Origin of the sequence: Oceanobacillus sp. CF4.6 (assembly GCF_051262635.1) — a bacterium.
In the GTDB taxonomy this organism is placed as follows: Bacteria; Bacillota; Bacilli; order Bacillales; family Amphibacillaceae; genus Oceanobacillus.
Window position 1 is genome coordinate 33911 of record NZ_JBIMEX010000008.1, and the last position, 25656, is coordinate 59566.

21 protein-coding genes and 1 tRNA gene are annotated in these 25656 nt (G+C 38.7%); 17 read left to right on the forward strand and 5 right to left on the reverse strand.

Annotated features, from left to right (window positions below; genetic code table 11):
• Positions 1-108 precede the first annotated feature (108 nt).
• The gene (locus tag ACHABU_RS12985; protein ID WP_435765326.1) at positions 109-1548 is read left to right on the forward strand and encodes a DHA2 family efflux MFS transporter permease subunit; all 1440 of its coding nucleotides are present in this window, start codon (positions 109-111) and stop codon (positions 1546-1548) included.
• A 31-nt stretch (positions 1549-1579) separates the two neighbouring features.
• Here ACHABU_RS12985 and ACHABU_RS12990 read toward each other — a convergent pair whose 3' ends face one another.
• Positions 1580-2539 (reverse strand): DMT family transporter, encoded by a 960-nt coding sequence (locus tag ACHABU_RS12990; RefSeq protein WP_435765327.1) that lies wholly within the window; start codon positions 2537-2539, stop codon positions 1580-1582.
• Between the two features lie 244 nt (positions 2540-2783).
• Here ACHABU_RS12990 and ACHABU_RS12995 point away from each other — a divergent pair, with 244 nt between their 5' ends.
• The 3 genes from ACHABU_RS12995 (at position 2784) to ACHABU_RS13005 (ending at position 4681) form a co-directional block, all read left to right on the forward strand.
• Positions 2784-3158 (forward strand): hypothetical protein, encoded by a 375-nt coding sequence (locus ACHABU_RS12995; RefSeq protein WP_435765328.1) that lies wholly within the window; start codon positions 2784-2786, stop codon positions 3156-3158.
• 21 nt (positions 3159-3179) lie between these two features.
• On the forward strand, positions 3180-3791 hold the full coding sequence (locus ACHABU_RS13000) for a YdcF family protein (protein ID WP_435765329.1): 612 nt from the start codon (positions 3180-3182) through the stop codon (positions 3789-3791).
• A 386-nt stretch (positions 3792-4177) separates the two neighbouring features.
• Entirely contained in the window at positions 4178-4681 is a 504-nt protein-coding gene (locus tag ACHABU_RS13005) for a DNA-deoxyinosine glycosylase (RefSeq protein ID WP_435765330.1), read from the forward strand.
• A gap of 82 nt (positions 4682-4763) precedes the next feature.
• Here the strand turns inward: ACHABU_RS13005 and ACHABU_RS13010 are convergent, their stop codons facing one another.
• The gene (locus tag ACHABU_RS13010; protein ID WP_435765331.1) at positions 4764-5864 is read right to left on the reverse strand and encodes an SDR family oxidoreductase; all 1101 of its coding nucleotides are present in this window, start codon (positions 5862-5864) and stop codon (positions 4764-4766) included.
• Between the two features lie 268 nt (positions 5865-6132).
• Here ACHABU_RS13010 and ACHABU_RS13015 point away from each other — a divergent pair, with 268 nt between their 5' ends.
• The 8 genes from ACHABU_RS13015 to carB all read left to right on the forward strand — a co-directional run bounded on the left by ACHABU_RS13015 (position 6133) and on the right by carB (position 16920).
• Positions 6133-6942 (forward strand): cytochrome c oxidase assembly protein, encoded by an 810-nt coding sequence (locus ACHABU_RS13015; RefSeq protein WP_435765332.1) that lies wholly within the window; start codon positions 6133-6135, stop codon positions 6940-6942.
• A 223-nt stretch (positions 6943-7165) separates the two neighbouring features.
• The gene (locus ACHABU_RS13020) at positions 7166-8125 is read left to right on the forward strand and encodes an alpha/beta hydrolase (RefSeq protein ID WP_435765333.1); all 960 of its coding nucleotides are present in this window, start codon (positions 7166-7168) and stop codon (positions 8123-8125) included.
• Between the two features lie 190 nt (positions 8126-8315).
• The gene (argC, locus tag ACHABU_RS13025) at positions 8316-9356 is read left to right on the forward strand and encodes an N-acetyl-gamma-glutamyl-phosphate reductase (protein WP_435765334.1); all 1041 of its coding nucleotides are present in this window, start codon (positions 8316-8318) and stop codon (positions 9354-9356) included.
• A gap of 15 nt (positions 9357-9371) precedes the next feature.
• Positions 9372-10592: a bifunctional ornithine acetyltransferase/N-acetylglutamate synthase gene (gene argJ / locus ACHABU_RS13030; RefSeq protein ID WP_435765335.1), complete on the forward strand. Its 1221-nt coding sequence runs from the start codon at positions 9372-9374 to the stop codon at positions 10590-10592.
• 9 nt (positions 10593-10601) lie between these two features.
• Positions 10602-11405 (forward strand): acetylglutamate kinase, encoded by an 804-nt coding sequence (gene argB, locus ACHABU_RS13035; RefSeq protein ID WP_435765336.1) that lies wholly within the window; start codon positions 10602-10604, stop codon positions 11403-11405.
• A complete protein-coding gene (locus ACHABU_RS13040) occupies positions 11398-12600 on the forward strand; it encodes an acetylornithine transaminase (protein WP_435765337.1) in 1203 nt (400 codons plus the stop codon). The genes argB and ACHABU_RS13040 overlap by 8 nt, the downstream gene beginning before the upstream one ends.
• Positions 12597-13697 carry a carbamoyl phosphate synthase small subunit gene (locus tag ACHABU_RS13045; RefSeq protein WP_435765338.1) on the forward strand — a complete coding sequence of 367 codons (1101 nt, stop codon included), beginning with the start codon at positions 12597-12599 and terminating at the stop codon, positions 13695-13697. The genes ACHABU_RS13040 and ACHABU_RS13045 overlap by 4 nt, the downstream gene beginning before the upstream one ends.
• Complete coding sequence (carB, locus tag ACHABU_RS13050; protein ID WP_435765339.1) at positions 13684-16920, forward strand: carbamoyl-phosphate synthase (glutamine-hydrolyzing) large subunit; 3237 nt, start codon at positions 13684-13686, stop codon at positions 16918-16920. The genes ACHABU_RS13045 and carB overlap by 14 nt, the downstream gene beginning before the upstream one ends.
• A gap of 226 nt (positions 16921-17146) precedes the next feature.
• Here the strand turns inward: carB and ACHABU_RS13055 are convergent, their stop codons facing one another.
• From ACHABU_RS13055 to dat, 3 genes are all read right to left on the reverse strand, one after another.
• A complete protein-coding gene (locus ACHABU_RS13055; protein WP_435765340.1) occupies positions 17147-19150 on the reverse strand; it encodes a S9 family peptidase in 2004 nt (667 codons plus the stop codon).
• A 175-nt stretch (positions 19151-19325) separates the two neighbouring features.
• The gene (locus tag ACHABU_RS13060) at positions 19326-19739 is read right to left on the reverse strand and encodes a hypothetical protein (protein ID WP_435765341.1); all 414 of its coding nucleotides are present in this window, start codon (positions 19737-19739) and stop codon (positions 19326-19328) included.
• Between the two features lie 62 nt (positions 19740-19801).
• Positions 19802-20677: a D-amino-acid transaminase gene (dat, locus tag ACHABU_RS13065; protein WP_435765342.1), complete on the reverse strand. Its 876-nt coding sequence runs from the start codon at positions 20675-20677 to the stop codon at positions 19802-19804.
• Between the two features lie 236 nt (positions 20678-20913).
• Here dat and ACHABU_RS13070 point away from each other — a divergent pair.
• The 5 genes from ACHABU_RS13070 to trmL all read left to right on the forward strand — a co-directional run bounded on the left by ACHABU_RS13070 (position 20914) and on the right by trmL (position 25565).
• Positions 20914-20987 (forward strand) — tRNA-Gly (locus ACHABU_RS13070).
• 160 nt (positions 20988-21147) lie between these two features.
• On the forward strand, positions 21148-22845 hold the full coding sequence (locus ACHABU_RS13075; protein ID WP_435765343.1) for an ABC-ATPase domain-containing protein: 1698 nt from the start codon (positions 21148-21150) through the stop codon (positions 22843-22845).
• A 20-nt stretch (positions 22846-22865) separates the two neighbouring features.
• Positions 22866-24014 (forward strand): tRNA epoxyqueuosine(34) reductase QueG, encoded by a 1149-nt coding sequence (gene queG, locus ACHABU_RS13080; RefSeq protein WP_435765344.1) that lies wholly within the window; start codon positions 22866-22868, stop codon positions 24012-24014.
• A gap of 84 nt (positions 24015-24098) precedes the next feature.
• Positions 24099-24947: an amidase domain-containing protein gene (locus ACHABU_RS13085; RefSeq protein ID WP_435765345.1), complete on the forward strand. Its 849-nt coding sequence runs from the start codon at positions 24099-24101 to the stop codon at positions 24945-24947.
• A 144-nt stretch (positions 24948-25091) separates the two neighbouring features.
• Positions 25092-25565 carry a tRNA (uridine(34)/cytosine(34)/5-carboxymethylaminomethyluridine(34)-2'-O)-methyltransferase TrmL gene (gene trmL / locus ACHABU_RS13090; RefSeq protein ID WP_435765346.1) on the forward strand — a complete coding sequence of 158 codons (474 nt, stop codon included), beginning with the start codon at positions 25092-25094 and terminating at the stop codon, positions 25563-25565.
• Positions 25566-25656 lie beyond the last annotated feature (91 nt).

Here is a 25656-nt window from a genome sequence, read left to right on the forward strand (position 1 = left end):
TTATTTAACGCTACGTATATAAAATAATTCCAAATTTTCTATAGACAATAAGGCATTCATTCCATATAATTCAATGTAGTCTTAACAGTTACGTTGAAGGAGATTCAAATGAAAAATAGAGAAATAGAAGATATACAAAATATAAACAGAAAACCAATTGTTGCTGTACTTATAACAGGAGCATTTCTAGCGATTTTAAATCAAACATTACTTGCAACGGCTATTCCACATATCATGCAGGATTTGAATCTTACAGAAAATACAGCCCAATGGCTGACAACTATATTTATGTTAGTGAACGGAATTATGATACCAATCACAGCATTTTTAATAGATACATTTACGACAAGACGTTTATTTATGATTGCGATGATCACGTTTACACTAGGTACCCTTATCTGTGCATTTTCGCCGAACTTCGCTGTCTTAATGACAGGCCGTATTATTCAGGCTGCTGGTGCAGGTGTGATGATGCCGTTGATGATGACTATATTACTCCTGATATTCCCGATTGAAAAAAGAGGCAGTGCCATGGGAATGGTTGGTTTGGTTATCGGTTTTGCTCCTGCGCTTGGTCCTGTAATTTCCGGATGGCTAGTTGAACAGTATCATTGGCGATCTTTATTTTTTCTAGTGTTGCCGCTGGCAGTTATAAACATAATCATATCCTACTTTGTAATGAAAAATATTACGGAACGAACATTTCCCAAAGTGGATTACCTGTCCATCATCCTCTCCACACTTGGTTTTGGCGGTTTGTTATATGGCTTCAGCAGTGCAGGGAATTATGGATGGACAGATACCGTCGTTATTAGTTCTATGATTATTGGTGCTGTGTCACTTACTTTCTTTATCCTGCGACAGTTCAAGCTTAAACAGCCAATATTGGAATTTCGTATTTTTAAAAACAAAATTTATACGATGACAACCATTATTGGGATGATTACTTTTATTGGTTTAATTGCCTCCGAAACGATTTTACCGATCTATATGCAAAATATGGCGGGGTTTAGCGCCTTGGAATCAGGAATGATGATCTTGCCGGGGGCTTTGATTATGGGATTCATGTCACCGATTAATGGGAGGATTTTTGATCGGTTTGGTGCCAGGTATTTGCTTATTATTGGTTTGTCCCTTTTGACGATAACATCTTTTTTGTATACGAATTTGACACCTGATACATCGCTAATCTATCTCACAATTGTTTTTGCATTTCGAATGTTTGGCATTTCTATGATTATGATGCCTGCTACAACACAAGGTCTCAATCAATTGCCAAGACGTTTGTTGGCACACGGATCTGCTATGACAAACACAATGAGGCAGGTAGCTGCTTCGATTGGAACAGCGATTTTAGTTACAATCATGACAACTACGGCACCAAATACTGGTGAGCAGGCTTTACCGATGGAGATGGTTCATGGTGTTAACATGGCATTCTATGTGGCAGCAGCTATATCGCTTATCGGGCTTATCTTATCCCTTTTGATTAGAGGTGGAACGCCTGCAGAAGAAAGGGATCGCATGAAAATGGAAGGAAATGAATAATAAAAAGGGATAGAGCTGTATATATTCAGCTCTATCCCTTTTTTTGTGTAACGTTCTGGTAGAATGCTAGTTTCTTCCGATTACCTAATGCAGAAACAACGCTATGTAAAATCATACCAAAAATGAGAAGTCCCATCCCGATAAAAGAAACGGTGCTAGGCAATGGGGCACCTAATATTAGAATTTCGCCAATCAAGGCGAAAATAACTTCGCCCGATTGCGTCGCCTCTACACCAGCTAACTTCTGATTGTCGTTTTGAACCATTTCTGTAGCATAGAAAAATAGAACAGTCGCAATAATTCCAGATGAGACTGCTACGATAAAGGACTGGATTACTTGACTCTGACTAGGTAACCCATGTGTTGCGAATCCATAAATGGAAAACATGAACCAAAACGGCATCGAAGCAATAGTCATACCGAGAATACGTTGAAATGAATTCAAATTTCCATTTACAAACATCATCATTTTACGGTTGCCAAGCGGATAGGCAAACGAAGCAATAATAATAGGCACTACACATAATACTACATTTACAATTGGAACAGATGAGGCATGGTCGATCTGCATGATAAACACACCAGCAAGAATAATGAGTGAGATGAATATCCCTTGGATTGGCATACGTTGTTTCTTTTTTTTATTTAAAAATGGGACAAGTAATGAACCAGCAACGATGGTAAACTGAAACGTTGCAGCTCCGAGCCAGCCTGGACCATAAATGGCTGCAAACGTAAGTGGAGCATAAAATAATCCAAATCCAATCGTACTCCATAGGAACCAAGGGGCAGGACTGTTCTTCATATGTTTCATGACCGGCTTTATATTTCGCTTATAGCCAACAATAATAAATAAAATGGGTAACATAAATATGTATCTCAGTGATGCACTCCAAGCCCAGCTTCCACCTTCTAATTCCATTGACCGGTTCAAAACAAAGGTCACGGAAAAGAATAAAGCAGCTATAATACCGATAAGTATAGCTTTCACAACATCACCTCAGATAATAGAAAGTAAATTTAGTAGTATCATAACAGAAATTGCTATGGGAAAATATATTTCTCCATAAAACATATCTGACTATCCTTCTTTCATATAAATATAGTGCAGGAATACTTTCTTTCAAAAGAGGAAGGCGACTTTTGTTCTTTAAAGAAATATGCTTGTTAAAGCAGGATGATTCATTTCTTTGCCGAATTAAATAAAGGTAAGGGAAGTTTTTGGGGGGATTGAAATGGAAACATTACCAAATTGGTTCTGGGTTCTTTATTACATCATCATTTTCCTGACATTAGTTAGTGGAATCATCAATTGGGTGCGTCAAATATATAGTCCTTTAGCAGCTGTTACAATTATATTATCGCTTCTCCTACCGCTTGTTGGATTTCTTTATAGTATTGGCAGACCAGAAGGGGTAAATGAGTATGAATATGTGTGGGCACAATTCCAAACGAGAAATCTTTGGTCTGTATTTATCATCTTCGTACATATTTACTTAATTGTATGGTGGTTTTTATTTTTGAACGCATGGCATTATTTAAATAAATTAACACCTTATAAGGATATGCTGGTTGAAAAAATCAAAAATTTAAAGAAAGAAGAAGTATAACCAAAACGAAGAAGGTGACTTATGAAAATATCACAATTACAGCCTGGGAAACTGACGGATGCGCAAATGACAGAGTTGCTTTATAACAATATGGAGGACGACCATAAGAAAGGCGATTGTATTTTTGTTCCAGGAAGCAGTAAGGCCGTCATATACCGTTTGCCTAAAGCAGTTGAATTATATAAAAATGGAAGATCCAAGAAAATATTATTTTCCGGTGGAGTCGTTTGGGAGGACGCCGTCTTAACGGAGGCGGAATTACTTCGAAATAAAGCAATTGAAATGGGAATTCCCGACGAAGATATTATAATTGAAAAAGAATCCCTACATACGAAGGAAAATGTATTGGCTTCATTACTTGTGCTCGACCGGGCATTGGGATTGCATAATATCCAAAGATTGATCGTTGTAACTACGAATATACATATGCGGAGAATGCATCTGTCCTTAAAAACGTTTATGCCACCATGGATTTCATTTTCATTATGTATGGTAGATGATAAAACAACTACACAGGGTAACTGGTTTGAGTATCCATATGGTAGAAAAAGAGTGGAAATGGAAGTTGAAAAAATCATTAATTATGTAAAACTTGGATACATCATGGATGAAGAGATAGCTATTTCTGATTAACAAGAAATAAAGGCTAAGCGAGGGCATTATTCCAATAACCTCACTTAGTCTTATTTAAATATTCACGTTCATACGTGTTTTCTCCATTATACTTCAATAGTTTATTCTCCACATAGCTATCATTCCAGCTTCATTGGCCGAGGTTGCTATCTGTCTCATTGTATCCCGTATAACGGAGTGGGGTGAGGTGATAATCAACGGTTCTCCTTGTTTCCGGTCAGATTGATATAGACTTTTTGATGTTATATTCCAAGCTTCCTTACCGATTAATATTTATATTATTCTATTCATAAATGGGCATATGTGTTATTTGGATCTTTCCGTTTTGAACAGGAACGATTCATTGGGGTATGATGATAATAAAACGTATGATTGGAGGAATCTTCATGGAGGAAAAACTACTATCGTTCTCTCCTGTTTTGCCTGAAAAACCGAAAGTACTAATTCTCGGGTCGATGCCTGGAGGGATGTCGTTGACAAAGAGCGAATACTATGGAAATCCCCGTAATCATTTTTGGGCGATCATGTTTGAATTATTTCATGAACAACCTACGCGTGATTACGAGGAGAAGATTAAATTGATTAAAAGGAATGGAATAGCGCTCTGGGATACGATAGGGTCCTGTTATCGAAAGGGAAGTCTTGATGCGAGCATTAGAGACGAAGAGACAAATGACATAGAAGGTTTACTTCGGGGAAACCCATCCATAAAATTGATAGCCTGTAATGGAACGAAGTCATATCAAACGTTTACGAAAAACTTTCCAGTCGAAAAACGTACGAATGTGAACGTGGTGAAAATGCCCTCGACAAGCCCAATTCCAGGACGATATACAAAAACATTTGAAGGTAAAGTGGAGGAATGGAGCAAAATCCTAGATTATTTGTAAGCTGAGTGGAGAAGGTGATACGTAAAAAATGGAAGCCAAATCCGTACAAATGTGTGAGGAGCTCCATCAAGCCCCACACCAATCATTTAATTTCAATATGTTTGTTCCCATCATGCTTATACTTACGATAAAAATCGATCATTGGTTCAATCGTATCTTTCAAATCAGGACAAACGATACCGGATCTTTCCAAATCCTTGACGGTCTGGGTGCTGTCATACGAAGCATGAAAGGTGAAATAATCCATTGCTTCTTTTTCCACTTGAAGCCATTTGCGAATAGATGGAATGGATAAAGGAATCTTTGAATATGTTACGGGCATGGTTCCACAAGGTATCTTCCCAAGATATGCTTCAGAAATGATGCGGTATAATTCACGCATCGTATATGGATTCGGATCTGTTAAATGGTAAGTCTTTCCCTTGCCGATTTCGTTAAGCGCTAAATAGCTTGTTGCCTTAAATACATAATCAGATGGAACAAAGTTACCTTCTGCACTACCTTCGCCTAAATAAGGGATCACCGGTAAATGACGTAAATGTTCAAACATGTTCAATAAAAAATAGATGCCATCAAATTTAACCGTAAACCCTGTTTCAGAATGACCTTTAACAATACCTGGACGAATAATCGTTGTTGGCACCGACTTTTTCATATCTTCAACAAGTAACTCTGCTTCATATTTTGTTTGTTCATAATGATTTTTAAATGTTTGCCCTTCCGCAAGTTCGTTTTCATATATGCGTCCTTCACGAGTTCCAGATACATAAGCCGTGCTGAAGTATATATAGCGGTCAAGACTGCCTAATGTCTTCACCCAGTTATTTACATTCGCAGTCCCATTAACATTTATGTTATAAGCAAGTTCTGAGGGGACAGCCAAATCATAAATCGCTGCCAGGTGGAAAACATGTGTGATTGATTCCTGCAATTCACGATTCATATCTGTGTCCATAGACAGATTTGATTTTGTAATATCGCCAGTAATGATGGAGAAGAAAGTGGGATCTAAATCATTACTTTTAGCAAGGTATCTAATTTCTTCCGTTGCCTTTCTTTCTTGATCTGGCAAGACAAGCAAATAAATATGTTCAATATGATCTCGCTGATCATGTAAAAGTTGACGGATCAGACTGCTTGCCAAGAAACCGGGGTAACCGGTAATGAAATAGGTTTGAATCAATATGTACAACCCCTTAAACAAATTATTCTACCATTATACCACGATATTTTTATACTTTTCTAACATTTATTGATTAAACGAATACACTCCGTATAATTACGATAATAAACCATGTGATAACGGTAAAGCCAGCATGGGATAGAATGTTTCTTATAACGGATTCTTTGTTGAATGTGTCATAAGATTGTTATATCTTTGTTTCTTCTATTGCTCTATATGATTTATAATTTAAGTGCACGCTAACATGAACGGAAAGGTGGTGGCACTTATGCTCGATATAATTTTGGATGAATTCCATTTCTCCACATTATGGAATGGTGGAATATTGATATTTTCCATGTTTGCAGCAATCATCTATTTCTTCTTGCTTCCTACATCAAGGAAACATCCTTTATGGAAATCGATTGTTTTTGTAATCGGTTTAATTGTTATATTTATTGCAATTGGGAGTCCGTTGAATGTGACAGGCAGAATAAAATTCAGTAGCCATATTTTCCAAATGGTACTATTATTACTTGTTGCTCCTCCATTATTAATTGCTGGATTGAAAACAGAAATTTTGGAGCGGTTAAAGTCTTTTGCCTTTTTGGAAAGGGTAGTAAATGAGCTAAGAAGGCCAGTAACAGCAATACTTATTTTTCAACTATTTTTTTATGGTTATCATATTCCATTCATCTTTAATTTTGCACGAATCGATCTTTATTTGAATTACTTCTTTTTATTGGCGTTATTTATCTCTGCTATCATACTCTGGATCCCAATCATGTCTTTAACGCAATTAACAGATGAAAAAAAGTGGAAGTATACCTTAATTAACATGGTTTTACTGATTCCCTTTAGTGTTCTATTGTTTGTGGCTAGTGAAGGAATTTATGCAATCTATTCCGATATTGATTTGTTTATGTCCGCACTCGCACTTTGTTTGCCTGATTTAACGGACGTACCAGTAGAATTTTTTGCCTCCCTTTTACCTTTTGATCCAGTACAAGAACAAAAAATAGGTGCAATCATTTTCCTAGTTAGTCAGGTGATTTTTTTTAGTGTTGTTACATTAGTTGGAATTAAACGAAGGAAATAGAAACATAGAAAAACGTTTCGCTTTCGCGGAGGGTTTTTTTATTTGCCGTTAAGAAAGTATAAACTACTTTCTTACTGCATAAGTGCGGGCTTTGGCTGTCACCCAAAAGCTTAGTTGCAACCAAGCTTTCTAATAAATCGTTTCCATACCAAAACATGGATACCTATTTATGTAAATTTTCTAGTATAATTGTATTATATAATTATAGGAAAGGGGCGTTCATGTGCAGAAAAAGAAAATATGGAAGAAAATTGCTTTGGGACTAATTGCGGTTCTGTTGATTATAGATATTATTGCTGGTTTTTTCTTTTATGACCTTGCAATTGAACGAAATGTTAAAGATTTTTTGACGGGTAATACTGATTTGGAGGTTTCCGCTGAAACAATGGAAATGCTGTTAGATGGAGATTGGCGTGACTGGTCTGCAGAACAGGATTTCCAGCAGTGGGAAATGGAGTCATACGATGGTTTAGACTTGAAAGGGTATTATTTAGAAGGAGAAGTACCAACAAATAAGACGGCCGTGTTTGCACACGGATATCTTGGACGGGCAAATGATATGTCATTGTTTGGTAAATATTACTATGAAGAGTTAGGATATAATATGTTCACGGCTGATCTTCGTGGACACGGCCAAAGTGAGGGAGATTATATCGGATTTGGCTGGCATGATCGTCTGGATTATATGGATTGGTTAGACAAAATTCTGGATGAGCTAGGTCCCGATACCGAAATTGTAATGCACGGTGTTTCGATGGGGGCAGCGACTGTTTTAATGGCAAGTGGAGAAGAACTGCCAAAGAATGTGAAAGCAATTGTTGCGGATAGTGCCTATACTGGAGTCGAGGAACTGTTCTCTTACCAGCTTGAGCGCATGTTCCATCTTCCTGAATTTCCGATTATATCGACAACAGGAATCGTAACAAATTTGAAAGCCGGCTACACGCTAAAAGAAGCTTCTGCACTGAAGCAAGTACGGAAATCAGAGATACCTATCCTTTATATTCATGGCAATAAAGATACTTTTGTACCAACTGCGATGGCAGAAGAATTATATGAAAATACGAAAAGCGATGCTGAACTAGTCATATTCGAAGAGGCAAGTCATGGTGAATCCTTCGTGAAGGATAGGGAGAAGTACATGAATAATCTTTCAGCATTTCTAAATAAATATATACCTTAACCGGAAAATACCCCTTTAACATAAAAGGGGTATTTTTTATGCATAATTTATGCGTTATATTCAATTAAAACAGATTTATTATTAATTTTTATGTATAATTATAAATATTTTTTTATAATTATACTTGCATAAATGTCCGGTTATCACTATAATAATGAATAATTCGAAATTAATGAAGGGGCGGAATTCTTTGAAGAACGTAGGTATCATCGGGGGAACTGGATATGGAGCAATTGAGCTTATAAGACTACTGCAAACACACGAACATATGCAGTTGAAAAAGATAATCTCTCATTCACAGCATGGCGAACACATTGCGGCTATTTATCCACATTTAACTGATTTCATAGAGGATCCAATGCAAGAATTACAGATTGAGAGTTTGAAAGAGGAAGTGGATATATTATTTTTTGCAACACCTGCTGGAATTGCAAAGGAGATCATTCCTCAGCTTGCTGGGTCTTCGATTCAGTGTATCGATCTTTCTGGTGACTTGCGTTTGGATTCACCATCTGAATACGAATATTGGTACGGAAAGAAAGCAGCACCAAAGCAATTGATTGATAAGGCAGTTTATGGTTTGTCGGAAATTTATCCAGAACAAATAAAACAAGCAACGATTATTTCCAATCCTGGATGTTTTCCAACCTCAGCATTGCTCGGTCTGATTCCGGCTTTGGAAAACAAGGTTATTCTAGAAAGCGGAATTGTTATCGATGGAAAGACAGGGGTATCTGGTGCTGGAAGAACACCGACAGCAATGACCCACTATTCAGAGACGAATGAAAATATTAAACCATATAAGATTGGCAAACATCAGCATATTCCTGAAATCGAACAATACTTAACGGCTCAGGCAAAGGAACCGATTACCGTTGCATTTACGACACATCTTGTGCCGATGACAAGAGGATTGATTTGTACGATGTATGGCCAATTGGCGAAGGAAACGTCAACAGAGGAAGTTATCAAGCAGTACCAATCCTTCTACGAAAAGCATCCATTTGTAAGAGTTCGGGAAGAAGGATTTTTTCCAACTACGAAAGATGTTTATGCGAGTAATTATTGTGATATTGGGATTCACGTGGATCAGAGAAGCAATCGGATAATTATCGCATCTGCCATCGATAACCTCGTTAAGGGTGCGGCAGGTCAGGCAATTCAAAATGTGAATTTGATGAATGGCTGGGAAGAAACACACGGATTATATACAATACCGGTTTATCCATAAGGAGGCGGAAGCAAGATGGCAATAATGACAGAGAGTACTATACAGGTCTTGAAGGATGGACATGTGACAAGTCCAAAAGGGTTTACGGCAGGCGGGGTACATTGTGGACTAAGAAAAAAGAAACTAGATTTCGGCTGGATCCATTCCGAAAACCCTGCCGCGGCTGCAGGAGTGTATACATTAAATGCTTTTCAGGCTGCACCATTAAAGGTTACGAAAAATAGTATCGAACAGAATAAGCAAATACAGACAATCATCGTAAATTCAGCAAATGCCAATTCCTGCACAGGTGAACAAGGGTATAGCGATGCATTAACAATGCAGCAATGGGCGGCAGAGAAAATGGATGTATCTACGGACCATGTAGCTGTCGCTTCAACAGGATTGATTGGCGTACCTTTACCAATGGACAAAATTAAAAAAGGGATCGACTTAATGGGAAGCGAAACTTCTACCGAAAATTTTGAGCATGCAATCTTAACGACAGATACCGTTACGAAACATACTGCAATCCAATTGGAAATTGATAATAAAACGATAACAATCGGTGGTGCTGCTAAAGGTTCGGGGATGATTCATCCGAACATGGCGACCATGCTATCGTTTATTACAACAGATGCAGCAGTAGATCCAGATAGTTTACAGCAAGCTTTACGTGAAGTTACCAATAAATCATTTAACATGATTACGGTTGATGGAGACAGTAGTACGAATGATATGGTGCTAGTCCTTGCAAATGGACAGCAAAATAACAATCTACTAAATGAGTCACATCCAGAATGGGCGACGTTTATTCAAGCATTGCAATTGATAAGTGAGGAACTAGCAAAGATGATTGCCCGTGATGGCGAGGGAGCAACAAAGCTGATCGAAGTAAATGTGAAAGGTGCTCCAACAGAGGAATCGGCAGGCCAAGTGGCAAAAGCAGTCATTTCTTCCAATCTCGTAAAAACAGCGGTATATGGTTCAGATCCAAATTGGGGAAGAATTGTATGTGCAGTTGGCTATAGCGAGCAACCACTTGACCCAGAAAAAATTGGTGTATCCCTTGGTGATATTGAGGTGGTAAAAGACGGTCTGCCACTGGACTTTGATGAGAGCGAAGGTAAAAGTTATCTGGAAAACAAAACGGTGAAACTAGGGATTGATCTACAAAATGGTAACTGTGAAGCAACTGCCTGGGGCTGTGATTTAACTTATGATTATGTCAAAATAAATGCTTCCTATCGAACGTGAGGTGAAAAGATGAATATCGTTGTGTTAAAAATGGGTGGCAGTGTATTGGCGAAACTTCCTGATTCCTTTTATAAGATGGTCGTAAATTTAAAGGAACAAAACATATGTCAACCAATTATCGTGCATGGTGGTGGTCCGGAAATAAACCATGCTTTAAAGCAGTTGAATGTTAAAACCGAATTTATTGATGGCTTACGTGTAACGACAAAGGAAGTGCTAGATGTAGCTGAGATGGTAATGAGTGGTTCAATTAATAAAAAAATTGTTGGTAAACTGCAAAAAGAAGGTGGAACAGCTATTGGGATGAGCGGTGTAGATTGTTCCCTTCTTCAGACAATACCTATTGATTCAGAATGTTCACTCGGATTTGTCGGGCAGGTGGAAAAAGTAAATTCTTTCTGGTTGCAGCTGATTATCGAAAATGGAGGAATACCGGTTATATCTCCAATTGGCGTGGATATTTCAGGTCAACGAAATAACATTAACGGTGATATGGCTGCAGCAGCCGTTGCGCAGGCTCTAAAAGGAAAACTGGTATTGATCAGTGATATACCTGGGGTAATGGAGGAAATTTCTGGTAAAAAGATTGTCCATGAACAACTGACAGAAGAAGAAATTGAGGCAAAAATAGCATCTGGCATTATCTATGGAGGCATGATTCCAAAGGTTCGATCTGCATTAAAAGGGTTATCCGGTGGGGTAAAGGAATCCGTTATCTTAAACGGTCTTGACCCAGAGGATTTAAAAAAGTTCATGGAAGGAAAGCAGGCCGGAACAAAAGTAATTCAAAACAAGGAGGTACAGCATGTCTAATACAGTGATTAATCAACCTGCCCATTCCGTAATGCATACGTATCAGCGTTTCCCACTTACAATCGTGAAAGGCAAGGGAAGCTATGTATGGAACGAGAAAGGGGATAAATTTCTGGATTACACATCTGGAATTGCAACGTGTAATTTAGGGCATGTACCCGAAAAGGTACATCAGAAACTGAGTAATCAGCTTAATCAACTATGGCATTGCTCCAATCTGTACGAAATACCTTCGCAAAATGAGCTTGCAGCATTATTAACAAATAACAGTTGCTATGATAAAGTATTTTTTTGTAATAGTGGTGCAGAGGCAAATGAAGCTGCAATTAAATTAGCGAAAAAATATGCAAAGGACAACAGTCATCCGGAACGTACCGAGATAGTAACGTTTCACCAATCATTTCACGGTCGCACAGGCTCAACAATGGCAGCAACAGGGCAAGAGAAAATTCATCAAGGATTTAGCCCATTAACATCAGGATTTCGTTATTTGACCTATAACGATGAAGCGTCTCTAGAACAAGTTGATAATGGTACAACAACGGCAGTACTACTCGAGTTGATTCAAGGTGAAGGTGGCGTGAATAAGGCGGAGCAGGCTTGGGTTGAGAAACTATCTGTTATCTGTAAGGAAGCGGATATTTTACTGATGGTTGATGAGGTGCAAACGGGGATAGGTAGAACAGGTACATTGTTTGCTTATGAGCAATACGGAATAGAGCCGGATGTCATGACACTCGCAAAAGGTCTTGGATCTGGATTTCCGATAGGCGCCTTGCTTGCTAAAGAAAAAGCTGCAACCACATTTCAGCCTGGAACACATGGCAGTACTTTTGGCGGTAATCCACTTTCAACGACCGCAGGAATTGCGACAATCGAAACCTTGTTAGATGAAGAAATACTAAACCAAGTGAAATCCAATAGTAATTGGTTAATGGATCAGCTGGAAGCGTTAATGTTAAAACATGAAATGATTCAGGATATTCGTGGACTCGGCTTTCTTATTGGAATGGAATTGACTGTAGAAGCAGCTTCATTAATTGAAGCTTTCCGTGAAAAAGGTGTACTCGTTTTATCGGCTGGAATGAATGTATTACGGTTTTTACCTCCACTAACAACTACAAAACAGGAACTGGAGAACTTTCTTCAGTTATTCAAAGAGGTCATAACAGAAGCGGAGGGCATTACATCATGAGCAAAGGATACCTCATACTTGAAACCGGTGAACAATTTGAAGGTGATTGGATCGGTGCAGAGCAGGAAATAAGTGGTGAAGTTGTATTTAATACGAGCATGACGGGTTATCAAGAGATGATGACCGATCCTTCTTATGCTGGGCAAATATTAACATTTTGTTATCCGATTATTGGTAACTACGGTATAAATGATATGGATGATGAAAGCCATAAACTGTCCGTGACCGCTGTAATCGCAAGTGATATTTGTGATGAACCAAGTCATTATCAGTCCACTTCATCATTCTCGGAAAAACTAAAGGAAGCAAATATTTCAGGATTGAAAAATGTGGATACACGTTCACTCGTTGCTGCAATTCGTAAACATAAGACGGTAGTTGGAAAAATTGTTAGCGAAAAAGAGAAAGATAAGGAGCAATTGTCTTCCGATTGGGGAAAGATGGAAAATATGGACCTGGTGAATCGTGTTTCCGTTAAATCTCCCCAAACGTATGGGAATGGTTTATACCATGTTGTATTAATCGATTATGGTTATAAAAAGTCAATTCTTCAGGCATTGCTAGCACAATGCAAAGTTACAGTCGTTCCTTATCACACTTCTTTGGAAACGATAAAATCCATGAATCCGAATGGAATACTACTGAGCAATGGTCCTGGAGATCCAATGGAATTGAAGGAATATTTTCCAGTAATCAAAGCACTAACAGAAAACTACCCTACACTTGGGATTTGCCTTGGACATCAGCTTATTGCGCTTGCCTATGGAGCTACTACAAAGAAAATGCCTTTTGGTCATCGTGGGGCTAATCACCCTGTTAAGGATCTACTGACAGGAAAGGTACGCATGACATCACAAAACCATGGTTATGTCGTAGAAGAAAATAGTATTGATTCTCGTGATTTTCAAGTTTTATTCAGAAATGTGAATGACCGCTCGCTTGAAGGAATGAAACATGTAAGCAAACCAATACAGTCTGTACAGTTTCATCCAGAAGCACACCCCGGTCCAAGTGATACAGAATATATTTTCAATGCGTTTATCCAGCAAGTAGTTACTGCAGCTCAGGAGGGAGTACCAGCATATGTCGAAGCATAATTCCATTAAAAAAGTATTGGTCATTGGTTCCGGACCAATCGTGATCGGGCAGGCAGCAGAGTTTGACTATGCAGGTACCCAAGCATGTCTGGCATTAAAAGAAGAAGGTATTGAAGTCGTTCTAGTTAATAATAATCCGGCAACCATTATGACGGATGATCGTATTGCTGATCATGTCTATATGGAGCCATTAAAGGCTGAGACGATTGAAAGAATCATTGCAAAAGAAAAGCCAGACGGATTGATAGGAAGTCTTGGAGGACAGACCGGATTAAATTTAACAGTGGAACTTTTTGAAAAGGGAATACTGGAAAAATATGATGTAAGACTGTTGGGGACGAGTGTATCCTCAATAAAAAACGGTGAGGACAGGGAATTATTTCGTCAACTCATGATTGATATTGATGAACCTATATCAGAATCAAAAATTGTCCAGTCGGTTGAAGAAGGATTGGCGTTTATTAATGAAATCGGTTTTCCAGTTATTTTGCGTCCTGCCTATACCCTTGGAGGTGAAGGTGGAGGATTTGCATATAACGAGGAAGAGTATAAGAATCTATTGAATAAAGGACTTATGTTAAGCCCCATTGATCAAGTACTTGTTGAGCGGAGCATTAAAGGATGGAAGGAAATCGAATACGAGGTCATGCGTGATGCAAATGATACGTGTGTGATTGTATGTAATATGGAAAATATGGATCCGGTCGGTGTGCATACAGGTGATTCCATTGTGGTGGCACCTTCCCAGACATTGTCCGATGTCCAATATCAAATGCTTCGTACTTCATCCCTAAAGGTCATCCGTGCACTGGATGTTGTCGGAGGATGTAATATTCAATTTGCTCTAAATCCGGAATCCAATGAGTATTGTATTATTGAAGTAAATCCAAGGGTGAGCAGATCTTCTGCACTTGCTTCCAAGGCGACAGGTTATCCGATTGCCCGAATAGCTGCCAAATGTGCAATTGGCTATACACTTGATGAAATTTTAAATCCGATTACAGGAAATACATACGCATCATTTGAACCAGCGTTGGATTATATTGTAGTAAAACTTCCACGTTTTCCTTTTGATAAATTTACGGAGGCAGATCGAACACTTGGCACACAAATGAAGGCAACTGGCGAAGTTATGGCTATTGACCGGACTTTTGAAGGGGCATTGAATAAAGCAATACGATCATTGGAAATGAATGTTTACAGTTTCCAATGGCCAGGGATGGCTGCTAAGTCAGAGGATGAACTTCTGGAACTTTTGGAGATTCCGAATGATTTGCGTATTTTTGCAATCGGAGAAGCCTTAAACCGTAAAATGGCAATAAAGAAATTGATGGATATCACAAAAATCGATTATTGGTTTTTACGTAAAATCGATCGAATTATTCAATGTGAAAATGAATTAGAAAAATACGAATGGCCACATATCCCGTTTGAAAAGGTGAAAGAAGCAAAACGATTTAATATTAGTGATATTCGACTAGCTGAACTGTTTGGTACAACGGCTAAAGAGCTAAGAAAATCATATAAGGAAAATGCAATTATCCCGTCCTATAAATTGGTTGATACTTGCGCTGGGGAATTTGACGCGATAACGCCGTATTATTATTCGACATGGCATGGCACGGATGAAGTAGTTGTAACGGAGAACACGAAAAAAGTGCTCGTTCTAGGTTCAGGTCCAATTCGGATTGGGCAGGGAGTTGAATTTGATTACTGTTCTGTACATGCCGCTTTAGCCCTTAAAAAAAATGGCTATGAAGCAGTGGTTATTAATAATAATCCGGAAACAGTCAGTACAGATTACTCGGTAGCAGATCGTCTCTATTTTGAGCCTTTGGCACTTGAAGATGTGTTGGCAGTAATCGAGAAAGAAAATGTTGCTGGAGTACTGATTCAATTTGGAGGTCAAACGGCGATTAATCTCGCTAATGACTTGAAGGATGAAGGAATTGAGGTGCTTGGTACATCACCGGAACGTATTGATCAGATGGAGGACAGGGAGCAATTCTATGAATTTCTGAATCAATTGGATATTCCACATATTGCCGGACATATTGTTCATCAATCGGAAGTACTACCAACATTGGTTTCAGAGCTTGGTTTTCCAGTATTAATTCGACCGTCTTACGTTATTGGTGGTCAGTCCATGTTTATTTGCTATAACGAGACAGAGCTGCACCATTATGTCGCTAGAATACAAAAGGATACAAATGACCGTTGCTGGCCATTACTGATTGACCAATATCTTCCAGGATTAGAATGTGAGATTGATGTCATCAGCGATGGAAAACAAATCATCGTGCCTGGTATTTTTGAACATATCGAAAAAGCCGGCGTTCACTCCGGAGATAGTATGAGTATCTTCCCACCGACGACACTGGATGATAAACAGAAAAATGGCATCGTCCAAATTGCACAGAAAATTTGTAGTAACTTGCCAATCATCGGGATGATGAATATTCAATTTGTTATTCATGATCATATCATTTATGTGTTGGAAGTGAACCCAAGATCTTCTCGGACAGTTCCAATTATGAGTAAGGTAACAGGAATTCCGATGATTGAATGGGCGGTAAAAGCGCAATTAGGAATTCCATTACATGAACTGAGTGATGAAGTTGGTTTAGTTGAGGAACCTGCCTATTTCACGGTAAAAGCTCCTATATTTTCAGCAAGCAAATTAAAAGGTGTTGACCATGTTCTTGGACCAGAAATGAAATCGACCGGTGAGATTATAGGAATGGCTTATAATAAAAAAGAAGCGCTTAAAAAAGCTTCTCCATTAGCTATTCAAACGGAGGGAAAGACAATGCCTATCCAATTGTTTGTCTCTGTCTCTGATCGTTTGAAAGAGGAAAGTTTACCTCTAATTCGTGAATTTTCAAATTTGGGTGCAACGATCACAGCAACAGCTGGAACTGCATTATTTTTAGAGGAGAGCGGAATAAAAACAACGGCTATGGTAAAGAGTAAAGGTGATTTGCTCGATCACTGGCAACAGTATAAGCCACATATTGTTCTGAATATCCCTAATCAAGGGCGAGAAAAAGAGAAAATTGGCTTTTATATCCGTGAGTTATCTGTCCGTTATCAGGTACCATATTATACGAGTCTGGAAACATTAGAGGCTGTAATGGATTGGTATAATAGCGATATTACAGAAGCAGAACCGCTATCACTGCAGGAATATATAAGCAGCATACCCTTAGCAGAATATCAATAAATAGGAAAACAGTAGGCATACGCCTGCTGTTTTCTTTTTGGAAAAGAAGAGAGAGGCGATTCGCCGATAAATGAGCTAAATGAGCCGTTAAAATTAAAAAAATGCCGATAAACTACTCATTTTCGCCGATAAAATCAAAAATCAGCCGATAAAACACAACAATCCGCCGATAAACAAAACAGCTGCTTACCCTATAGGTAGTAGCAGCTGTACGTATCCATATTGTTTATAAATAGTTATCAAACCAGCGGCAGATGTGATCAAGTCTAGCAATTCTCATTTCCGGTTTTCCGCTCCTGCTTAATTCATGAGTTGCTCCAGGGAAGCGTACAAATTCTACTTCCTTGTGAAGGTGCTTTAATGTAATAAAGAGCTGTTCGCCTTGCTCTATTGGACAACGGAAATCTCGTTCGCCATGTAATATTAATAACGGTGTTTCCACATTTTCGGCATACTTCAATGGTGAAATATCCCATAGTTTGGCGGGATCATCCAATAAATTTAACCCATGCTCCCATTTCGTGAAAAAGAAACCGATATCACTCACACCGTAAAAGCTCAACCAGTTTGAAATAGAGCGCTGTGTTACTGCAGCTTTGAAACGATTCGTTTGACCGACAATCCAGTTCGTCATAAAGCCACCGTAGCTTCCACCAGTTACGCCAAGTCTTGATTCATCTATAAAACGGTAATTTTTAAGTGCATAATCAACAGCACTCATCAAGTCGGTATAGTCGCCTTTACCGTAGTTGGAACGTACGGCATCCACGAATGTTTGACCATAGCCATGACTGCCGCGTGGGTTCGTGTAAAGTACGACATACCCTTTTACGGATAGTAATTGCATTTCGTGGAAAAATGTTTGCCCATACATCGCATGAGGACCACCGTGAATTTCAAGTACAAATGGGTATTTTTTATTCTCCTCAAAACCATAAGGGCGCAGCAGCCAACCTTGTATTTCCATCCCGTCTTCAACTGTAATTGTTAATGTCTCCGGTTCTGTGATTGCTACTTCCTCAAGAAACGTTGCGTTGGCATTTGTTAAACGTGATAATTTCCTATTTGCATCCAATTTATAAAAATTACATGGATTTGTAGGCGTGCTGATCCCGAGAATAAACGAATCGGATGCGTCATGATAAGTGAAACCAAAAATATGATTATCATCTTTGTATCGTACTTTCAAATCGCCATCGATTGTAACTTGATAAAGCCCTGTTGCACCGTAATCTGTAGCAATAAAGAAAATGCTGTTCTCATCCTGTGCCCATACTGGCCCAGTTGTTGAATCCCCTAATCTTGTATCTCCTACCATCACATCGCCAAGCTGCATATCCCAATCCGTACTCAGCGAAGTTCGTTCCGCCGTCGCCTTGTCAATCAGATATAATTCGCTTAATGTCGCACCACTATATTCATAGTCATGACCGAAGCAAATAACCTTATCGCCACTTGGGGAAAAGCTTGCACGATGGTTCGTACCTGTTCCCTTCGTCAGTTTTGATACTTCTTTGGTTTTGAGATTCATTGTATAGAGATCGCTAATTAGTTCAGAATCAGCGTTTTCACTTAAATTCGCGCTAAAGAGAATTTGATTTCCATCTGGTGAAATATCCTGAAAACCATGATCTGCTTCATCACTGGTCAATTGTGTGAATGTGCCTTGTTCGAAACTATATAATACGATTTGTACTTTTTTGTTATCGTGAAACCCTTTTGAATCCGATTTGTATTTTAGCGTGTTAACAACAAGTGGTTGTTTGTTTATTTCTTCATTTTCTTTTTGTCGCTCTTCTTTAGATTGTTCTTTTTGACTTGTTATATCTTCTGAATCATCCAGAGAAGCACTGAATACGAGATATTTTCCATCTTTTGACCATGTCGGGTTATATGCTCCATTTTTAAACGTAGTTAATGGTCTTGCTTCACCGCCATCTGTTTCAATCAGCCAAAGCTGAGGGAGCCCGCTTCTTGTTGATTGGAAAACAGCTTTTTCCCCGTGTGGAGAAAAGCGGAGGTTACTGTTTTTGTCACTTCCGAAAGTCCATTGCTTCGCTTTTTCATCGTCCATTTTTTGAAAGAATAAGTTGGACTGGTATTCATCCTTTTCATTTATAATCGTAGAGACGTATGTATATGCATTTCCATTTGGTACGTATTGAGGGTCACTAAATACTTCTATGTTCTTCAAATCTTCAGAAGTGATAGCTCTTTTGGAATGACGCATTGAATTACCTCCATATTGAATTGTCGAAACTCTATCTTTGTCTATTCTATTTCGTGTTACGAATCCATTGGGAAGTTAGGGCGACTACTCTCCAATTCTATGAGATAGTTTCTTAGTTGTTTAGGAGATTTGAATACGAGTATCGTTTTATTTTCCAGAAGGGATAAGCGTTTATTTATTGCAGGCACTTTTGTTCTGTTGAAGTTTCTAACCCAATTAAAAAATTCCCAATCAAGCTTTTCTGGGCAGTCATTTCCCATATCAGGTCGGGTTTTGTTATGGTATTGTAAGCGTCGTTTGGTGATGCCATACAGACAGCGAATCGTTTTAAAATGGAGAAAGATAATGATATCCGCTTGTGATAATCTCTCATCCATCGTACCACCATAATTTCCATCGATAATCCATGCATCATTTTGCAGGATCTTTTGCTGTTCGTTACGAAATGCTCCTTATTGGTGGGTACCCATCCCGGCTGCCAGAAAAGGGCATCCAAATGATAGACCGGAAGATGAAGCATGGCACCCAATGTTCGTGCCAAAGTGGATTTTCCTGATCCGCTGCAACCAATAATAGCTACCTTTTTCATAGAAACCTCCAGTGTGAAAAATGCCACCACATTGTATATATGTGGGGCATTTCCTTAATTTATTAAACCGTGTGTTTTGTTTTGGTTTCATGGATATTCGCATCCAACTCATAGGCAGTTTGTAATTGAAGCGTAATTTGACCAGGTTTTCCGTTAGCAATTTGAATATGATCCACTTTAACGATTGGTGTAATTTCCGATGTGCTACTGGAAAGGAACATTTCGTCAGCGAGACTGATATCTTCAATTGAAAATGCTTCCTCAATGAATGGAATGTTCATCTCTTTGGTAAATCTTTCAATAGCCATTCGTACACAACCGTGTAAAATATTATTTGTTGCCGGATGTGTATAAATTTTACCATCTTTCACCATATACGCATTTGATGAACTGCATTCGGTAACCGTACCATCTTTATGAAGGATTGCTTCGTAACAACCATTTTCCTTTGCGGTTTGTTTGGCAAGGACGTTTGGCAAGAGGTTTAAGCTTTTAATGTAGCAATAATCCCAGCGGTGATCTCTATGGGTAATTGTCTTTACACCGTTTTCCATGCCTTCCAAGTTACGAGGTTGATCCTGTACATATGCGTAAATATTAGGCATGATTTCTGCAGGGAATACATGATCACGGGGAGCAGACCCACGAGTTACTTGCACGTATAATTTACCATCCGTTTTCATTTCATTCTTCTCAAGCAGTTCAAGCAATTGACTGGTTACCTCTTCTTTATTAAATGGAAGTTGTATTTTTATGGCTTCCGCAGATCGGAATAAGCGATCAACATGCGCTTCTAATAAATAATATGTTCCATGGTAAATACGTATTACTTCATATATTCCATCACCAAACTGAAGACCACGTTCTTCAAATGGATATTTTAAATTATCTTTGTGTGTGAATTTGGATTGTGTCATAATTATTGGATAAACAGACATCGATCCATCCCCTCTCTAAAAATATATATCTAGTTTATAGCCTCATTACAGTAATGTAAATATTTAATAGTTCTGAAATTAATTTTATTTACATAAAACACGATAGTATCAGCACTTGTAACAGTAGTTTAAATTTTTTGTAAAAAAATGTTGAATTTCCTGTTGATTTGTTCCTACGTACTTGCTATAATAGATTCTGCAATCAAAAACGTATTGCACAGCACAATTTAATTTATGCGGGTGTAGTTTAGTGGTAAAACCTCAGCCTTCCAAGCTGATGATGAGGGTTCGATTCCCTTCACCCGCTCCATACATATGTGATAACGCAGTGTTTCGTAAGATAAATTACGAAGCGTTGCGTTTTTGATTTTTATCCTAACGCACATAGGCCTCCGCATATCTGCCACTTGAATACTTCTTCTCCAACATAGTATCCTATAGAAAATACAATCAAAATATGAGGGATATAAATGAATAACCTTTTTCGTGAATTAACACAATTGGATAATAAAGGCTATAAAGCTTATAAAAGTATACAAGGTCACTTTAGGTTTAATGACTTTGAGTTATATATAGATTATGTGCAAGGCGATCCTTTTGCGACACCTTCTAAAATTCGAATCGTCATTTCAAATGAAAAGCGCGCAATTCAACCTGCGTGGCTCGGGTCACCGAAACGCAAAGTTGCAGTAGAAGATGCTTTTGCAAGAGCAGTTGGTAATGCTGTTGCAGGTGAGCGTTTTGCCGTAAAAGGATCGGGGAAAAGTGGAATGATTCTTTTCGATATGCCGGGACAGGAAGTCATTGAACGGACGGCATTACAACTAAATCATAAAGCAATTACCGTTTGTATTTCTGTTGGTTTACCTGCAAATGGTCGCCGGATCAATGGCAGAGAAGCTGAAAAACTTTTTGCTGAAATAATTCCTTCTATCATAAAAAAATCGATATTTAAAATTAGGGATGAAGCTATAAATCATGCCATCATACTGGCCGACCAACAGGAGGCAATCCATAATGAAATGACTAAAAATAATTGGATTGCTTTTCTTGCTAATGGTTCCATCCTTCCAAGGGAGAGTGGTATCAGTAATCGACCGCTTCGGAAAGCTGTTCCTTTTCAGAGCCCTAAAGAAACGGAAGTCACCATCGCCATCCCACATCAAGAAGAAGCCTTAACAGGGATGGCGATAAAAAAAGGCATTACGTTGATCGTTGGTGGAGGATATCACGGGAAAAGTACCATTTTAAAAGCCGTGGAACGTGGGGTATACTTTCATACAAAGGGAGACGGGCGTGAATTTGTTATTACGGACCCGGATGCTGTAAAGGTTCGTGCGGAAGATGGCAGACAAATATCATCTGTCAATATATCACCGTTTATTAATAACGTACCACATCTGCAAACGACCCATTCTTTTTCAACCGAAAATGCCAGTGGCAGTACATCACAGGCAGCAAATGTAATGGAGGCATTGGAGACTGGTGCCACGACTTTACTAATCGATGAAGATACTAGTGCAACCAACTTCATGATTCGTGATCATCGGATGCAGCAGCTTGTAAAACAGGATAAAGAGCCAATTACTCCTTTTATCGATCGAATAAGACAACTTTCAAATCAGTTGGATGTCTCTACCATACTTGTTATGGGAGGATCTGGTGATTATTTTTCAGCAGCAGATACAGTGATTATGATGGATGAATATATCCCACATGATGTAACGGATAAGGCAAAAACAATTATGCAGGAATTTCCAATCGAACGTGAACCTGCAAGTAAGGCGGATTTCGGTCAGATTATAAATCGTACCTTCCAGCAACAATCACTACAGTTGGATAAGGGAAACCGAACGAAAATCCAGGCAAAAGGATTACATCAAATCATTTTGGGGAGAACAGATATCTCTTTTAACTATACAGAACAACTGGTTGATATCTCACAGACACGTATGATAGCTGAGATGATTAACCATTTGCATCGAACAAATGGATTGCAAAATAAATCATTGCGAGATGTTCTAAATGCGATTGAGAAACAGATGGATCAAGCAGGGCTATCCTCTTTAACAACTTTTAAAGAAAAGCATCCAGGAGATTTGGCGCGTCCTCGCAGACATGAAATTGCTGCAGTACTCAACCGGATGCGGACAGCTAAAGTGAATTAAAATGGAAGGGAGGGATCATGATGCAAACGGAACAATTGAAACAGGAGATTATTCAATATGCCAAGAAAATTGGAATAGATAAAATTGGCTTTGCTTCAGCAGATATATTCGGGGAACTAAAAGAACGGTTGAAGAGACAACAGGAATTAAGCTACCAGTCAGGTTTTGAAAAAGGTTCTTTGGAAGAACGAACGGAACCACAACGCCTATTACCTGAAGCACAGTCGATTATATCGATTGCGATTGCATATCCCTCACGTATGAAAAATGCTCCGAAAAGTACAAAAGAAGAACGTCGGGGATTATTTGCCCGTGCATCATGGGGGATTGATTACCATGTTGTATTGCGTGAACGTTTGGAAAAACTTTCAGCCTTTATACAAGAGCAAGTTCCAGATGCAGTTAATAAAGTAATGGTAGACACCGGGGAACTTTCGGACCGTGCTGTTGCCGAAAGGGCAGGTATCGGGTTTAGTGGAAAAAACACTTCCATTATTACCCCAGAGTATGGCTCCTTTGTTTATCTTGGTGAAATGATTACCAACATCCCATTTCTACCAGATGAACCTCTTGAAGACAGCTGTGGAGACTGCCGGAAATGTATGGATGCCTGTCCAACGGGGGCATTAGTCGGTGATGGTGGACAGTTAAATGCTCAGCGTTGTATCGCTTTTCTAACACAGACGAAAGACTTTTTACCGGATGAGTTTCGAACAAAAATTGGCAATCGTGTTTATGGTTGTGACACATGTCAGCAAGTTTGCCCCAAAAACAAAGGAATCGACTTTCATATTCATCCGGAATTTGAACCGGAACATGACATCGCGAAACCAAAATTAATCCCAATGCTGCAAATATCAAATCGGGAATTCAAAGAGAAATTTGGTTCTATTTCTGGAGCTTGGCGTGGGAAAAAACCACTTCAGCGCAATGCTTTAATAGCTCTTGGGCATTATAAAGACAAAACAGCCATTACAGAGATGATTGAAGTAATGAATAATGATCCAAGGCCTGTTATTCGTGGTACAGCTGCATGGTCATTGGGGAAAATTGGTACTGAAGAAGCTTTTCAAGCCATTAAAGATGCAATGAAAAAAGAGACAGATGAACAAGTTTTATTTGAAATAGAGAAAGGTCTTGCGTTTCAGAAACCATCGGCCGTACAATAAAACAAATTTTATCTAAGGTGCTTCCGGCAAATAAATCGTTAAACAAGCATCCCCTCCATATACTTTAATTGGAGGGGATTTTTTATGGAAAAAATAAGAGAACTTTGGATTGATTTTTTTCATGAGAAAAGACAAGAAGAAAATTGGTGGAGCAGAAAGGAGAAAATATGGGAAAAAAGAAATGCTGAAATTATTCGAGTGGAGGGAAGAGGAAAGGTTTTCCGAAAGCTTGTTTACGATAACGAAATTTTCTACCACTATTTCATGCATTTAACGTACGTCATCAAACAGAAACAAAAAATTCACATAGAAGAGCAGATGATACCATACCGTTTTCGCTTGGTAGACGGTATGATAAAGGATCATGAAGAAATCGAAAGAATGGAAGATGAAGTCAGGCAGGACCCGGTTGATTCCTATGAAATAGGTGAACAAATCAGTGATCGTTTTAAGTATAATCGATTGGCAGCGGTTCAATATGCAGAAGCGTGGTGGAACAGTTACAATCCTGCATATCGTGTATTCGATGTGGATTGCACCAATTATATCTCTCAATGCCTTCGTGCTGGCGGTGTACCAATGTGGGGGGAGCCTGTTAGGGAGCGGGGTTGGTGGTATGGTTCCAATACGTGGAGCTTTAGCTGGGCAGTTGCTCATTCCCTTCGATGGTATCTTAGCGGTTCAAAGCAAGGATTAAAAGGGAAGGAAATGGAGCGTGCTGACCAACTTATTCCAGGTGATATCATTTGTTATGATTTTCAAGGGGACGGAAGATGGGATCATAATACAATTGTTGTAGCTAAAGACGCGGAGGGAATGCCTTTAGTAAATGCCCATACAGACAATAGTCGACATCGTTATTGGTCCTATGAAGATTCCACGGCTTATACACCAAATATAAACTATAAATTTTTCCGAATAGGGGATGATTAATGGTATAATAGGTGAGTTATCCCTTCTTATGCAATTAAGAAAGTATAAACTTTCTTAATTGCATAAGTGCAACTAAGGCATTCGCCGAAAGGCTTGGCGGATGCCAAGTTTTCTAAGAACCCTAACTTGTAAGGAGAATGAATTTTGAGTTTACATGTCGTATTATATCAACCTGAGATACCAGCAAATACTGGTAATATAGGCAGAACTTGCCTAGCAACAGATACAACACTTCATCTAATACGTCCACTGGGCTTTTCGACGGAAGACAAAATGCTACGTAGAGCTGGATTGGATTATTGGAAAGATGTTGATGTTCATGAGTACGATTCGATCGAGGAGCTTTATGAGAAATATCCGGATGGAGACTTTTATTATATTGAAAACTTTGGAACGAAGCATTATTCCGATTTTAATTTTAATAAACCGGAGGAAGACATATTCTTTATGTTTGGCCGGGAAACAACTGGAATTCCAAAAGAACTTTTAATCGGTAAAGAAGAACAATGTCTGCGCATTCATATGAACGATAAAGTCAGATCATTGAATCTGTCTAATACAGCAGCAATTATTATTTATGAAGCATTGAGACAGCAACGATTTCCAAATTTAACATGAACTTATTTTATTGGCACAAAAAAACCGTCATGCATTTCCTGCATGACGGTTTGCTAATTATTGATCCTGTTTTGGAACACCAGGTTTTGCT

Excerpts from the sequence above, each read along its gene's own strand:
- ACHABU_RS12985 (WP_435765326.1), top strand. The coding sequence starts at position 109 with ATGAAAAATAGAGAAATAGAAGATATACAAAATATAAACAGAAAACCA.
- ACHABU_RS12995 (WP_435765328.1), top strand. The coding sequence starts at position 2,784 with ATGGAAACATTACCAAATTGGTTCTGGGTTCTTTATTACATCATCATT.
- ACHABU_RS13000 (WP_435765329.1), top strand. The coding sequence starts at position 3,180 with ATGAAAATATCACAATTACAGCCTGGGAAACTGACGGATGCGCAAATG.
- ACHABU_RS13005 (WP_435765330.1), top strand. The coding sequence starts at position 4,178 with ATGGAGGAAAAACTACTATCGTTCTCTCCTGTTTTGCCTGAAAAACCG.
- ACHABU_RS13015 (WP_435765332.1), top strand. The coding sequence starts at position 6,133 with ATGCTCGATATAATTTTGGATGAATTCCATTTCTCCACATTATGGAAT.
- argJ (WP_435765335.1), top strand. The coding sequence starts at position 9,372 with ATGGCAATAATGACAGAGAGTACTATACAGGTCTTGAAGGATGGACAT.
- argB (WP_435765336.1), top strand. The coding sequence starts at position 10,602 with ATGAATATCGTTGTGTTAAAAATGGGTGGCAGTGTATTGGCGAAACTT.
- ACHABU_RS13040 (WP_435765337.1), top strand. The coding sequence starts at position 11,398 with ATGTCTAATACAGTGATTAATCAACCTGCCCATTCCGTAATGCATACG.
- ACHABU_RS13045 (WP_435765338.1), top strand. The coding sequence starts at position 12,597 with ATGAGCAAAGGATACCTCATACTTGAAACCGGTGAACAATTTGAAGGT.
- carB (WP_435765339.1), top strand. The coding sequence starts at position 13,684 with ATGTCGAAGCATAATTCCATTAAAAAAGTATTGGTCATTGGTTCCGGA.
- ACHABU_RS13055 (WP_435765340.1), bottom strand. The coding sequence starts at position 19,150 with ATGCGTCATTCCAAAAGAGCTATCACTTCTGAAGATTTGAAGAACATA.
- ACHABU_RS13060 (WP_435765341.1), bottom strand. The coding sequence starts at position 19,739 with ATGAAAAAGGTAGCTATTATTGGTTGCAGCGGATCAGGAAAATCCACT.
- dat (WP_435765342.1), bottom strand. The coding sequence starts at position 20,677 with ATGTCTGTTTATCCAATAATTATGACACAATCCAAATTCACACACAAA.
- ACHABU_RS13075 (WP_435765343.1), top strand. The coding sequence starts at position 21,148 with ATGAATAACCTTTTTCGTGAATTAACACAATTGGATAATAAAGGCTAT.
- queG (WP_435765344.1), top strand. The coding sequence starts at position 22,866 with ATGCAAACGGAACAATTGAAACAGGAGATTATTCAATATGCCAAGAAA.
- ACHABU_RS13085 (WP_435765345.1), top strand. The coding sequence starts at position 24,099 with ATGGAAAAAATAAGAGAACTTTGGATTGATTTTTTTCATGAGAAAAGA.